The organism is Methylocystis sp. (assembly GCF_051061285.1).
Lineage (GTDB): Bacteria > Pseudomonadota > Alphaproteobacteria > Rhizobiales > Beijerinckiaceae > Methylocystis.
In genome coordinates this window covers 158,684-171,009 of record NZ_JBPFEA010000006.1, presented here as the reverse complement: position 1 = coordinate 171,009, position 12,326 = coordinate 158,684, and the positions used below count along the sequence as shown (strand labels likewise).

The 12,326-nt window shown below is 61.7% G+C and carries 13 protein-coding genes and 1 tRNA gene; 6 read left to right on the top strand and 8 right to left on the bottom strand.

Going from position 1 to position 12,326, the window contains the following annotated elements:
- The 5 genes from ACR65T_RS01760 to ACR65T_RS01740 all read right to left on the bottom strand — a co-directional run bounded on the left by ACR65T_RS01760 (window position 1) and on the right by ACR65T_RS01740 (window position 3,153).
- Window positions 1-1,017, bottom strand: coding sequence for an FAD binding domain-containing protein (locus tag ACR65T_RS01760; protein WP_434494864.1), 1,017 nt, complete (start codon window positions 1,015-1,017; stop codon window positions 1-3).
- Window positions 1,014-1,535 carry a (2Fe-2S)-binding protein gene (locus ACR65T_RS01755; protein ID WP_434494863.1) on the bottom strand — a complete coding sequence of 174 codons (522 nt, stop codon included), beginning with the start codon at window positions 1,533-1,535 and terminating at the stop codon, window positions 1,014-1,016. Before ACR65T_RS01755 ends, ACR65T_RS01760 begins: the two co-directional genes overlap by 4 nt.
- 235 nt (window positions 1,536-1,770) lie before the next feature.
- Entirely contained in the window at window positions 1,771-2,184 is a 414-nt protein-coding gene (locus ACR65T_RS01750; RefSeq protein ID WP_434494862.1) for a hypothetical protein, read from the bottom strand.
- A gap of 300 nt (window positions 2,185-2,484) precedes the next feature.
- Window positions 2,485-2,560, bottom strand: a tRNA-Ala gene (locus ACR65T_RS01745).
- Between the two features lie 218 nt (window positions 2,561-2,778).
- Window positions 2,779-3,153 carry a response regulator gene (locus tag ACR65T_RS01740; RefSeq protein WP_175092602.1) on the bottom strand — a complete coding sequence of 125 codons (375 nt, stop codon included), beginning with the start codon at window positions 3,151-3,153 and terminating at the stop codon, window positions 2,779-2,781.
- Window positions 3,154-3,408: 255 nt separating this feature from the next.
- Between ACR65T_RS01740 and ACR65T_RS01735 the strand changes: the two genes are divergently transcribed.
- Genes ACR65T_RS01735 through ACR65T_RS01715 form a run of 5 tightly spaced genes read left to right on the top strand, consistent with a single transcriptional unit; the run spans window position 3,409 to window position 8,083 of the window.
- On the top strand, window positions 3,409-4,902 hold the full coding sequence (locus ACR65T_RS01735; protein WP_434494904.1) for an FAD-linked oxidase C-terminal domain-containing protein: 1,494 nt from the start codon (window positions 3,409-3,411) through the stop codon (window positions 4,900-4,902).
- A 2-nt stretch (window positions 4,903-4,904) separates the two neighbouring features.
- Entirely contained in the window at window positions 4,905-6,122 is a 1,218-nt protein-coding gene (glcE, locus tag ACR65T_RS01730) for a glycolate oxidase subunit GlcE (RefSeq protein WP_434494861.1), read from the top strand.
- 6 nt (window positions 6,123-6,128) lie between these two features.
- A complete protein-coding gene (gene glcF / locus ACR65T_RS01725; RefSeq protein ID WP_434494860.1) occupies window positions 6,129-7,421 on the top strand; it encodes a glycolate oxidase subunit GlcF in 1,293 nt (430 codons plus the stop codon).
- Window positions 7,422-7,448: 27 nt separating this feature from the next.
- Window positions 7,449-7,739: a nucleotidyltransferase family protein gene (locus tag ACR65T_RS01720; RefSeq protein WP_434494859.1), complete on the top strand. Its 291-nt coding sequence runs from the start codon at window positions 7,449-7,451 to the stop codon at window positions 7,737-7,739.
- On the top strand, window positions 7,736-8,083 hold the full coding sequence (locus ACR65T_RS01715; protein WP_434494858.1) for a HepT-like ribonuclease domain-containing protein: 348 nt from the start codon (window positions 7,736-7,738) through the stop codon (window positions 8,081-8,083). Before ACR65T_RS01720 ends, ACR65T_RS01715 begins: the two co-directional genes overlap by 4 nt.
- On the opposite strand, the gene trpS is transcribed toward ACR65T_RS01715, so the two are convergent.
- A complete protein-coding gene (trpS, locus tag ACR65T_RS01710; RefSeq protein ID WP_124738799.1) occupies window positions 8,080-9,114 on the bottom strand; it encodes a tryptophan--tRNA ligase in 1,035 nt (344 codons plus the stop codon). The two genes, ACR65T_RS01715 and trpS, sit on opposite strands and share 4 nt — an antisense overlap.
- Window positions 9,115-9,266: 152 nt before the next feature.
- On the opposite strand from trpS, the gene ACR65T_RS01705 reads away from it, so the two are divergent.
- Window positions 9,267-10,337, top strand: coding sequence for a hypothetical protein (locus ACR65T_RS01705; RefSeq protein WP_434494857.1), 1,071 nt, complete (start codon window positions 9,267-9,269; stop codon window positions 10,335-10,337).
- Here ACR65T_RS01705 and hslU read toward each other — a convergent pair.
- Window positions 10,327-11,631, bottom strand: a complete 1,305-nt coding sequence (gene hslU, locus ACR65T_RS01700) for an ATP-dependent protease ATPase subunit HslU (protein ID WP_029651373.1) — start codon at window positions 11,629-11,631, stop codon at window positions 10,327-10,329. The genes ACR65T_RS01705 and hslU overlap by 11 nt on opposite strands.
- 69 nt (window positions 11,632-11,700) lie before the next feature.
- Entirely contained in the window at window positions 11,701-12,264 is a 564-nt protein-coding gene (gene hslV / locus ACR65T_RS01695) for an ATP-dependent protease subunit HslV (RefSeq protein WP_434494856.1), read from the bottom strand.
- Window positions 12,265-12,326 lie beyond the last annotated feature (62 nt).

Genomic DNA, 12,326 nt, shown 5'->3' with positions numbered 1-12,326 from the left:
CTAAACGATCACTTTCACGGACTGGGACTGCGGCGTTCCGGCGGCTGCCTGCTCGAGGGCGCGGACGATCGCCCGCCGCGCAAGTTCGATCTTGAAGCGATTATGGGCAAAGCCGACAGCGGCCTGCAAGATGATATCGGCTGCTTCGACGAACGCCTTTCGATCAGGCTGCTTGCCCTTGAGACTCTGCTCGGCGACAGGCGCGCGCCAGGGCTTGTGGGCGACCCCACCCAATGCGACGCGAGCGCATGTCATCGCGCCTGCTTCAATCCGCAGAGCAGCAGCGACGGAAACAAGTGCGAAAGCGTAGGACAACCGATCTCTGATTTTCAGATAGCTGTAATTGCGAGGGAATTCCTCGGATGGCAGCTCAATCGCCGTTATGATTTCATCGCGAGCGAGATTGGTGTCGATTTCGGGCGTGTCGCCCGGCAGACGGTGAAAATCGGGGAATTTTATCGCGCGATCGCCCTTGGGTCCGGCCACGTGAACCACGGCGTCAAGCGCAGAAAGCGCGACGCACATATCCGAGGGGTGCACGGCGATACAGGATTTGCTCCAACCCAATATCGCATTCATGCGGTTGAACCCTTCGGTAGCGCCGCAGCCCGACCCCGGACGTCGCTTATTGCAGGGAGTCGCGGTGTCGTAAAAATAGAGACAACGCGTTCGCTGCAACAAATTGCCGCCGGTCGACGCCATGTTGCGCAGTTGAGGCGAGGCTCCTGCAAGAATGGCGCTCGAGAGAAGGGGATAGCGCTTTGTGATGCGTTCGTCGTAAGCAAGGTCGCTGTTGGGCATCAGGGCGCCAATCTTCAGCCCGCCTGTCTGCGTCTCATGAATTTCGTTAAGCGGCAGCCCTGTGATGTCGATTAAGCGGGACGGTTGCTCGACGTCCTCCTTCATCAGATCGATGAGGTTGGTGCCGCCCGCAATGAACTTCGCAGCCTGGTGTTTCGTGATCTGGCTAAGAGCGTCGCCGACGTCGTTCGCCCGGACATAATCAAAATCGATCATGTCTCGGCTCCTTGCATGACCGCCTCGATCGCCGCGAGAATGTTGGGATAGCAGCCGCAGCGACAGATATTGCCGCTCATCAATTCTCTGATTTCATCGCGCGTCTTGGCGCGGCCCTCGGCGATCAGTCCCACGGCCGAGCAGATCTGTCCGGGCGTGCAGTAGCCGCATTGAAAGCCGTCATGCGAAATGAAGGCGGTCTGAAGCGGATGCAGCTCGCCGTTTTGCGCCAATCCTTCAATGGTGGTGATCTCGGCGCCGTCCTTCGTCACAGCGAGCGTGAGACATGAAAGGACGCGCCGCCCGTCGATGAGCACCGTGCAGGCGCCGCATTGACCGTGGTCGCAACCCTTCTTGGTTCCGGTGAGGTCTAGATGTTCACGAAGGGCGTCAAGCAGGGTGGTCCACGGCCGCAGCAACACGCGGCGTTCCACGCCATTGACGCGCAAGCCCACCTCGAGCTTCGGCGGCAAGCTTCGCTCAGGAAGGTGCGATGTCGCCTGTGGTCTTCCCTGCATGGCTGATCCGAGAACGCGGAACTAGAACCGCCAGCATCGGGATTGGTTCCCTTGCAGCTTCAGGAGACGATTCGCAACTCAGATTGAGAATATGCTTCCAGGCTCACGTGTCGCGCCCGAGTTGGTGGGAGGCGGCCGTGGTGAGCACGATGCCGGACGGGTTCTTGCAGCGCCGTCCGGCGCTGGATCGCATCGATATCTTGGAGGAGTGGTCGAGGCGCCCGAAATCCTGGGTCTATTTCTGTTCGACACACGCGCCGTTGATCGAGACCGTCATCTTATGGGAGGCGGCGTTCACGGCGTATAATTCCACTGCGCCGTTGGAACGGTTGAGGTTGCCTCCCTGATTCTTCTTATTTTTGAATACGTAAAAGGCGTCATTCTTTCGAATGAGAGAAAAATTGCCATCGAGGGCGCTGACGTTGCTGAGCTTCACCGCGGCGCCTCTTATTTCGATGGAAAACGGCGCGGACTGGCTTGAGTCGCTCTGTTGAGCCGAGACCTCGCATTGAAATGTCACCGGCGCATCTTCAGCGAAGGCCCAACCCGAGCAGAACAAAGATATGATCGTCGCAATGGATAGTCGTGATTTCATTTCGCATGTCCTTTTCTTTGGAAGTGTCGCCCTGCGTGCGCCGATGGGCGTCAACAGATGTCGCTGGCAGGCAGCGCCGTTGTCGCGAGATCGGCGCCAACCCAATCTTTGAGAACGCATTTCGGATTCAGTTCGTCCATTTGGTGAGCGTCTTTGAACGGGTCTCTCGCGCCGGGGCTTCGTCGCGGGATCACCTGTTTGGACGCGAGAACAATTTGCCCGCGCCGAGACCGGCCGCCAGGTTCAGAGGCTGCGAGGCGTTCTTGCGATTCGGCTAGGGCCAAGTCCCGGATTGTCGAGAACCATTTCGCTGGTTCTTCGAAAAAGCCACGTTAAAACAGCGAACTAGGATAGTGGTGGAGCCAGACGGAATCGAACCGACGACCTCTTCAATGCCATTGAAGCGCTCTCCCAACTGAGCTATGGCCCCGTTCTATTCGGACGCCTCTTGGGGGAGGCCGGACGGCGTGACGTCGTCGCGCGCTGTATAGTTCAGCCGCGCGTCGCCTGCAAGCCCGCTTGAAAAGGCCGCCGCTCTACCGTGGCCGGACCATCGACGGGTGATCAAGAGCCGTTATGGTAACGGCTGCGCGACCCTTGCGGGCAGATCGTCAATGACGCGAACGCGCGCTGGTGAAGACAGAGCTCTCAGCGCTTCTCTGCGAGAAAGGAATTCACGGTCTCCAAGAATTTCGCCACGGAGATCGGTTTCGACAAATAGGCTTCGCAGCCGCCCTGAAGGATTTTTTCCTCGTCGCCCTTCATCGCAAAGGCGGTGATCGCGATGACGGGAATGGCGCGCAGATCATCGTCCTCCTTGAGCATGCGGGTGACCTCCAGGCCGCTGATCTCGGGCAGCTGGATATCCATCAGGATCAGATCCGGCTGATGGCTGCGCGCGAGGGATATCGCCTCGAAGCCGCTCTTTGTTTGCAGCGTCGCATGGCCGTTGGCTTCCAAGAGATCATTAAAGAGCTTCATGTTGAGCTCGTTATCCTCGACGATGAGGATGGTCTTGGTCATTTCCCTTCGGCCCGTGTTTCGTCGTGCGATCGATCTCACCTAGCATAGGCGGATTAATGAAAAGCGCCAGAAATCCGCGCATTTCTAATGGTTGCGCGATCGGGCCGCGCTTGCGGGCGCTTCGAGGCTCCTCTAAACGGTTCGGACCATAGGGCGCGGCCCGGAGCAGGCTCCATGCTCCGCTTAGGCGAAGCTGCAGATTCAGCGGCGCTCTCGCTCGCGTTGGAGGCGCGAGTCCATGACGCTTCTGAGTCGATGACGCTTCTCATGCCGAAGCCCGAGCCGGCGATTATGTCGCGGCGTAATGAACTCATTGCGCGACTCGGGGCCATACTGCCGCGCGAAAGCCTGATCGTCGACGAGGTCGCGCGTCGCGCCTACGAATGCGACGCCTTCACCATGTATCGGGCGCTGCCGCTCGTCGTCACGCTGCCGGAGAGCGTTGAACAGGTGCGCGCGATTATGGCGCTCGCCGCCGACATGAACGTCAAACTCGTGCCCCGCGGCGCCGGCACGTCGCTGTCTGGCGGTTCGATGCCGCTCGAGGACGGCATTCTTCTCGGCATGTCCAAGTTCAATCGCATTCTCGAAATCGACTATGAGAACCGCTGCGCGCGCGTCCAGCCTGGCGTTCAAAATCTCGCGATCTCCAAGGCCGTTGAAGCGCAGGGCTTCTATTATGCGCCGGATCCGTCGTCACAGATCGCCTGTTCGATCGGCGGCAATGTCGCCGAGAACGCCGGCGGCGTTCACTGTCTGAAATACGGACTGACGACCAATAATATCCTCGGACTCGACGTCGTGCTGATGGGCGGCGAGTTCATCCGGCTCGGCGGCAAGCATCTCGACAGCGAGGGATATGACCTCATCGGCCTGATGACCGGCTCCGAAGGATTGCTCGGCGTCGTCACCGAGGTGACGGTGCGTCTGCTCCAAAAGCCGCCCGTGGCGCGGGGGCTGCTGCTCGGCTTTGCGAGTGTCGCGGCGGGGGCGCGCTGCGTCGGCGCGATCATTGCGCGCGGCGTCATCCCCGCTGGCCTCGAAATGATGGACAAGGCGACGATTCATGCGGTCGAGCGCTTCCAGCCCTGCGGCTATCCGCTCGATGCCGCAGCGCTCGTCATCGTCGAACTCGACGGGCCGCAGGCCGAAGTCGATCATCTCGTCGGCGTCGTGCAGGATATCGCGCGCGAGGAAGGCGCAACCACGATACGGGCTTCGACGAGCGAGGCCGAGCGGCTGCAGTTCTGGGCCGGCCGCAAGAACGCCTTCCCGGCGGTGAGCTGCATCGCGCCCGACTATCTTTGCATGGACGGCACGATCCCGCGGACGCGGCTGCCGGAAGCGCTCGCCGGCATGGATCGGCTCGCAAAGGCGCAGGGGCTGAGCGTCGCCAATGTCTTTCACGCCGGCGACGGCAATCTCCACCCGCTTATTCTCTATGACGCGTCGAAAGAGGGCGACGTCGAACGCGCGGAAAAGCTCGGTTTCGACATCTTGCGCCTGTGCGTCTCGCTGGGCGGCGTTCTGACCGGCGAACATGGCGTCGGCGTCGAGAAGCGTGACCTCATGGGGGAGATGTTCACCGAGGTGGATCTCGCGCAGCAGATGCGGCTCAAATGCGCCTTTGACCCGGAGGGCCGGCTCAATCCGGGCAAGGTGTTTCCGACGCTGCATCGTTGCGCTGAAATCGGGATGATGCATGTCTCGGGCGGTAAAATGCCCTTTCCCGACCTGCCGAGATTTTAGCGATGCACTCCGCTTGCGCGAGGCTCGAAATCCGCGACGAGGCGGACGCGGTTGACGCCATTTGCGCGGCAAAGGCGAAAGGCGACTGCTGCGCCATCGTCGGCGGCGGCTCCAAGTCGGGGCTCGGCCGCTTCGCGCCGCAAGCGCAGGCGCTCTCCACAGCCGCGCTGACCGGCGTGACGCTCTATGAGCCCAATGAACTCGTGCTCTCGGCGCGCGCCGGCGTTCCTCTGAGCGAGATCGAAGCGCTATTGGACCAGCATGGACAACAGCTTGCCTTCGAGCCAATGGATTACGGACTGCTCTTTGGCGCAGAAGCGGGCGGCGCCACGATCGGCGGCGTGATCGCGGTGAACGCCGCCGGGCCGCGGCGGATCAAAGCCGGCGCGGCGCGCGATCATCTGCTCGGGTTCCGCTGCGTCACCGGTCGCGGCGAGCAGGTGAAATCCGGCGGCCGGGTGATGAAGAACGTCACCGGCTACGACCTTTCGAAGCTTGTCTGCGGCTCGTACGGCACGCTGGCGCTTCTGACGGAGCTGACGCTCAAGGTGCTGCCGAAGCCTGAGACGGAATGCACGCTGCTGGCGATCGGGGCGGCTGAGGCGGATAGCCTCGCGCTCTTGCGCCGCGCTGCCGCGACGCCCTGCGAGCCTTCGGCGCTCGCCATGCTGCCGGCCGGCGCCGCGCCCTTAGCGCTGGACGCCGATGCGGCCGCGATTCGCCTCGAGGGTCCGGCGATTTCCGTAACGGCGCGCCGCGACGATCTCGTGGCGCGCTTGGCGGACGACGGCGTTCGATTCGAAACGCTCGATGCGCGCGACTCCATGGCGCTATGGCGCGGGCTGCGCGACGCCGCGCCCGTCGCCGCTCACTCCGGTCAAATCTGGCGCATTTCCGTCGCGCCCACTGACGGTTTTGCGGTCGTCGCGCGCATCCGCCGCGCCGGCGCGCCGATCCTCGCGCATTTCTACGACTGGGCCGGCGGACTGATCTGGCTGCGCCTCGAGACTGCGCCTGACGCCCATGCCGCCGTCGTGCGCTGCGCGGTGGACGCCAGCGGCGGCCATGCGACGCTGATCCGCGCGCGTGAAGAGACTCGCGCGACGGTCGACGTCTTCCATCCGCAACCGGCGGCGCTCGCCGCGCTGACGCGCCGCGTCAAGGAAAGCTTCGATCCGGCGCATATTTTGGAGCGCGGCCGCATGCGCGCGGAGTTTTAAGAGACGATGCAGACGTTTTTCTCGCTGCGGGCGCTCGCCGATCCCGAAATGGCGGAAACGGAGAAGATTCTGCGCGCCTGCGTGCATTGCGGATTCTGCTCGGCGACATGTCCGACCTATCTCCTCACCGGCGACGAACTCGACGGGCCGCGCGGCCGAATCTATCTCATCAAGGAGATGTTCGAGAAGGAGCGGCCGGCTGACGCGCGCACGGCGCGACATATCGATCGCTGTCTGTCCTGTCTCTCCTGCATGACGACCTGTCCTTCGGGCGTGCATTTCATGCATCTCGTCGATCACGCCCGGGCGCATATCGAAAAGACATATTCGCGACCGTTCACGGAGCGCGCCATGCGCGCGGCGCTCGCTTTCGTCTTGCCTCGACCTTCGCTCGCGCGACCGCTGTTTCGCGTCGCAGCCGCGATCCGCCCCTTGGCGCGCTCGCTGCCGCGCCGCATCGCGGCGGCGCTCGCGCTGGCGCCCTCGCAGCTTCCGCCCGCTTCAATCGTCGATGCGCCGCAGGTCTTTGCCGCGCAAGGCGCGCGCAAGATGCGCGTTGCGATGCTGAGCGGCTGCGTCCAGACGGTCATCGACACGTCCATCAACGAAGCGACGATACGGCTGCTGACGCGCCACGGCGTCGAGGTCGTCGTCGCGAAAGGCGCCGGCTGCTGTGGGGCGCTGCCGCATCATCTCGGCAAGGTCAACGATTCTCTACGCTATGCGCGCGCGAACATCGAAGCCTGGACGCGCGAAATCGACTCCGGCGGGCTGGATCATGTCGTCGTCAACGCGTCAGGCTGCGGAACGAGCGTGAAGGACTACGGCCATATGTTCCGCAATGATCCGGCTCTCGCGGATAAAGCCGCGCACATCTCGGGGACGACGAGAGACGTGACGGAGCTGATGACTGAGATTGGCTTTGCGCCGTCGGGCGACGCGCCGAAACTTCGGGTCGCCTACCATTCCGCCTGCTCGCTGCAACATGGTCAGAAGATATCGCAAGAGCCGGTCGCGCTGCTCGCCGCCGCGGGCTTTGACGTCGTCGCCGTTCCCGAGGGACATATCTGCTGCGGCTCGGCGGGAACCTACAATGTGCTGCAGCCAGAATTCGCGGGAGAGCTGCTGTCGCGAAAAGTCGCGAATATCGATAGCGTCGCGCCGGACCTTGTGGCCGCCGGCAACATTGGCTGCATCGTACAGATCAGGTCGGGTACGCCCGTGCCAGTCGTCCACACAGTGGAATTGCTCGACTGGGGGAGCGGGGGGCCAAACCCTACAGCGCTAACGAAAATCTGATATGATTTGCGGCAGAGGATGATCGCGATGCCACTGCTGGATACATTGCTCGCCAAACGCGCGGAAGTTCTGAACGCCGCGAGTCGGCACGGCGCCTCGAATGTCCGGCTTTTCGGATCGGTCGCTCGAAGGTCTGAAACGCCCTCAAGCGATGTGGATATTTTGATCGATCTGGCGCGAGACCGCGGCTTCTCTGATTTCCTTGCGCTCGCCGAGGAGTTGGAAGAGCTGATAGGTCGAAAAGTCGACCTCGTCACTTCGCGTGGCCTCAGTCCGTATATGAAACCACTTATTGAAGAGGAAATTTTCAGTCTGTGAAATCTGACTGCCTATACCTTCAACATATTCTCGACAGCATCGCCGCCATTGAGACCTACGTGAGCGATGGCGAAGAGTCATTTCTGCGCGAGAGAATCATCCAAGACGCGGTCATCCGAAATTTCGAGATCATAGGGGAAGCTGCGAACCGGTTAACGCCGGAACTGCGCTCTGGCGCGCCCGTCCCCTGGAAAAGAATTATCGCGTTTCGCAACCGACTGATTCACGCCTATTGGGGCGTGGATCTCGTGCTTGTATGGGACGTCGTGAGAAACGAACTCCCGTCGCTGAAATCGGAAGCCGAGCGCCTTCTCGGAGAGATCCAGGGAAGTAGCGGTCGCTAACGCAAAAACCCAACAATATCCTTCACCGCATTCATGTTCTCGCGGGCGATGGCGCGGGCGCGTTCGGCGCCGTCGCGCAGCACGCCGTCGACATAGCTCTCATCCTCGCGAATGCGGCGCATTTTGTCGGTGATCGGGGCGAGCTTGGCGACGGCGAGATCGACGAGCGCGCTCTTGAAGCTCGAGAAATTGGCGCCGCCGAATTCGCCGAGCACATCCGCTTTGCTGCGCCCCGAAAGCGCCGCGAATATGCCGACGAGATTATAGGCCTCGGGGCGCCCTTCGAGGCCTTTTTCCTCGGAGGGCAGCGCGTCGGGGTCGGTCTTGGCCTTCCTCACCTTCTGCGCGATCTGGTCGGCGTCGTCGGAGAGATTGATGCGCGAATAATCCGAAGCGTCGGACTTCGACATTTTTTTCGTGCCGTCGCGCAGGCTCATCACCCGCGTCGCCGGGCCGGAGATCAGCGGCTCGGGCAGGGGAAAGAACGCCTCGCCAAAGCCGTTGCGGGCGATCGATTCCGAGAAATCATTGTTGAACTTCTGGGCGATGTCGCGCGCGAGTTCGAGATGCTGCTTCTGGTCGTCGCCGACCGGCACATGCGTCGCCCGATAGATCAAAATGTCGGCGGCCATCAGCACCGGATAGTCGAGCAGGCCCATCGAGGCGTTCTCGCGATCCTTGCCCGCCTTGTCCTTGAACTGGGTCATGCGATTGAGCCAGCCGATGCGCGCGACGCAATTCAACACCCAGGCGAGCTCGGCGTGCTCCGGCACCTGGCTCTGATTGAAGACGATGTTCTCTTTCGGGTCGATCCCGCAGGCGATGAAGGCGGCGGCGATTTCGCGCGTATTCGCCTTCAGCGCGATCGGGTCCTGTGGCACCGTGATCGCATGCAGGTCGACGACGCAATACATGCAGTCGAAGTTCTTCTGCAGCTCGACGAATTTGACGATCGCGCCGAGATAGTTGCCGAGATGCAGATTGCCGGTGGACTGCACGCCCGAGAAGACGCGCTGAGGAAATGTGGACATGTGATCGGCCAAGGGTTTTGGGTTTGGCCGGTCTTATGGCGAGAAGCGCGCGAAGGCGCAAGTCCGAGGCGCCTGCGCAGTCTTTGCCCCGGATTTGCGACCGAATGGAGACGGCTTTTGCTTGAAGACGCGTCGTGGTATCCGGACTTCCATTGAACTTCGTGGACGGGAAGATTTCGGTGGATCAGCGGCCGCTATCGGAGGAGCGCTACGTCCAGTCGCCTCGTTGGACGCTATTGATGTTGCTGCTCAGTTGCGTGATGACCGGAGCGTCAATCTACATTCTTCTTCTCATCAACGCTTCTAACCGCCCTGAAGGTGCGTGGGGCGCAATGTTTGGTTGGTTTGCCGTTGCCTTCTTTGGTCTTGGCGTTTGCCTCTCTCTAGCGCTTCTGGCGCGTCCTGAGACGTTGCTGTTGAACAGCGCGGGCTTCACGCTGGCCGGCGGCTTGAACCTTACGCCGCAGAAAACGGCATGGCGCCATGTTGAGCGATTCTTTGTTAATCACGAAGGTTTTCCCTCATCTCGAACGGTCGGTCTGCGTTATCGCGGGCTTCCAGGGGCAAGGATATTGCCGGGCGAGTGGGAATTGCCGACCCAGGAGATGGTCGCGCGCCTCAATGCCTATCGGGAGCGCGCCCTCGCGTCCGCCGGCGATCCAGACGAATTGCATGTTGTTTCGGAGCCGCCAGCGAGTGAACGACCGAACGTCGAAGTGGAGAATTCGGTCATCTTCGGGCCGGAGCGCTACGTCACATCAGCCCGCAAAGTCTCTTTCATGCTGCTGTTGGGCTGCGTGTTAATCGTCGGGTCTTTTTTCGTTACCCGCGCCGCTGGCCTTTTTGCCATCGTATTTTTGGCCGTTCCTCTCTTGAGGCTGCTCTGGCTTTTGCTTCGCCCCTATAAATTGCTGCTGGACGACGAAGGCTTTACGCTTTCCGGCGGAACATCCTTGAAGCCCCAAAAAACGGCATGGCGCGACGTCGAGCGATTTTTGATACGTAGTTCCTGGGTTCCCAGCCCTCAATCGGTCGCCTGGGGTTGCGTTGCAGGTCGTAGCCCAAAAAAACGGGCATTCATGAGCCAGTTCTTTGCGCCTGAAGGTGAACTGGCTGATGGCGAACTGCCCGACCTGCGGACATTATCCGCGCCGGAGTTAGAGCAGCGCCTCAACGCCTATCGAGCACGCGCCCTCGCCGCACAAGGCAAGATCACAAAATAAAACGGCTCAAATCCCGGTTCTTCGCCAGATCGCCGATATGCTCCTCGACATAGGCGCCGTCGATCACGACACTGTCGCCCGCGCGGTCCGACGCCGAAAAGCTGATGTCGTCGAGCACGCGCTCCATCACCGTCTGCAGGCGCCGCGCGCCGATGTTCTCGACGGAAGTGTTCACCTGTACGGCGACCTTGGCGATGGCGTCGACGGCGGATGGCGCAAATTCGAGCGTCATGCCCTCGGTGCCCAGCAGCGCGGAATATTGCTTCGTCAGGCAGGCCTCGGTTTCGGTCAATATGCGACGGAAGTCGTCTTCGTTGAGCGAGGCGAGTTCGACGCGAATCGGCAGGCGCCCCTGCAGTTCCGGCAGCAGGTCGGAGGGCTTCGCCACATGGAAGGCGCCGGAGGCGATGAACAGCACGTGGTCGGTCTTCACCGTTCCATGTTTCGTCGCGACCGTCGTGCCTTCGATCAGCGGCAGCAGGTCACGCTGCACGCCTTCGCGCGAGACATCGGCGCCGCCGCGGCCTTCGCGCGCGCAGATCTTGTCCATCTCGTCGATGAAAACAATGCCGTTGTTCTCGACCTCGTGGATCGCCTCGCGGACGCTCGCTTCCTGATCAATCAGCTTGTCGCTCTCTTCGGCGATCAGAGGCCCCTGCGCCTCTTTCACCGAGAGTTTGCGCGGTTTGCCGCGCTGCATCGCCTTGCCGAAAATATCGCCAAGCGAAAAGGCGGAGACGCTCGCGCCGGGCATGTTCGGCAGTTCGAACATCGGCATCGAGGAGCCCGACTGCGTCAGCTCGACTTCGATTTCCTTGTCGTCGAGTTCGCCCGCGCGCAGGCGACGGCGAAACGTTTCACGCGTGCCGGGCGACGCGGCGGGCCCCACCAGCGCGTCGAGCGTGCGCTCTTCGGCCGCTTGCTGCGCGCGCGCCTGCACGTCCTTACGGCGGCGCTCCTTGACCATCAGGATGGCGACCTCGACCAGATCGCGCACAATCTGTTCGACGTCGCGGCCGACATAGCCGACCTCGGTGAATTTCGTCGCTTCGACTTTGATGAAGGGCGCATTGGCGAGACGCGCGAGACGTCGCGCGATTTCGGTCTTGCCGCAGCCGGTCGGGCCGATCATCAGGATGTTCTTGGGCAGCACCTCTTCGCGCATCTGGCCTTCGAGCTGCAGCCGCCGCCAGCGGTTGCGCAGCGCGATGGCGACGGCGCGCTTGGCGTCGCTTTGTCCAACGATGTAGCGATCAAGTTCGGAAACGATCTCGCGCGGCGAGAAGTCGGCCATGGGAAGTTCCTTCGGAACGGCATTAGGCAGTCGGCAGTCGTATCATCCCACTGCCGAACACCGACTGCCCTAAATCTTCTCCACCACCACATTCTGGTTGGTGTAGACGCAAATTTCTGAAGCGATAATCATCGCCCGTCGCGCGATGGTTTCGGCGTCGAGGGACGAATCGAGCAGGGCGCGCCCGGCGGCGAGCGCGTAGTTTCCGCCCGAACCAATGGCGGCCACCGCGCCTTCGCCCGTGCCTTCCGGCTCAAGCACGTCGCCGGAGCCGGTGAGCACGAGGCCGACGCTCTTGTCGGCGACGAGCATCATCGCCTCCAGGCGCCGCAGATAGCGGTCCATGCGCCAGTCCTTGGCGAGTTCGACGCAGGCGCGCATCAATTGCCCGGGATATTGCTCGAGCTTCGATTCGAGCCGTTCGAAGAGCGTGAAGGCGTCGGCGGTGGCGCCGGCGAAACCGGCGATCACGTCGCCCTTGCCCAAACGGCGCACTTTCTTGGCGTTGCCTTTCATGATCGTCTGGCCGAGGCTGACCTGGCCGTCGCCGGCGATCACCGTTTCTCCGGCTTTCTTGACGAGGATGATTGTCGTCGCGTGCATGGCCGCAAAGCGGTGTTTTTCGCTATCCATTCGCCGTATCCAGCCTGAGATGTTCAGCCGATGTAAGGTTTGGCGGCGATTTGAGCAAGGGC

Excerpts from the sequence above, each read along its gene's own strand:
- ACR65T_RS01720 (WP_434494859.1), top strand. The coding sequence starts at position 7,449 with ATGCCACTGCTGGATACATTGCTCGCCAAACGCGCGGAAGTTCTGAAC.
- glcF (WP_434494860.1), top strand. The coding sequence starts at position 6,129 with ATGCAGACGTTTTTCTCGCTGCGGGCGCTCGCCGATCCCGAAATGGCG.
- ACR65T_RS01735 (WP_434494904.1), top strand. The coding sequence starts at position 3,409 with ATGACGCTTCTCATGCCGAAGCCCGAGCCGGCGATTATGTCGCGGCGT.
- trpS (WP_124738799.1), bottom strand. The coding sequence starts at position 9,114 with ATGTCCACATTTCCTCAGCGCGTCTTCTCGGGCGTGCAGTCCACCGGC.
- ACR65T_RS01740 (WP_175092602.1), bottom strand. The coding sequence starts at position 3,153 with ATGACCAAGACCATCCTCATCGTCGAGGATAACGAGCTCAACATGAAG.
- ACR65T_RS01760 (WP_434494864.1), bottom strand. The coding sequence starts at position 1,017 with ATGATCGATTTTGATTATGTCCGGGCGAACGACGTCGGCGACGCTCTT.
- hslU (WP_029651373.1), bottom strand. The coding sequence starts at position 11,631 with ATGGCCGACTTCTCGCCGCGCGAGATCGTTTCCGAACTTGATCGCTAC.
- ACR65T_RS01755 (WP_434494863.1), bottom strand. The coding sequence starts at position 1,535 with ATGCAGGGAAGACCACAGGCGACATCGCACCTTCCTGAGCGAAGCTTG.
- hslV (WP_434494856.1), bottom strand. The coding sequence starts at position 12,264 with ATGGATAGCGAAAAACACCGCTTTGCGGCCATGCACGCGACGACAATC.
- glcE (WP_434494861.1), top strand. The coding sequence starts at position 4,905 with ATGCACTCCGCTTGCGCGAGGCTCGAAATCCGCGACGAGGCGGACGCG.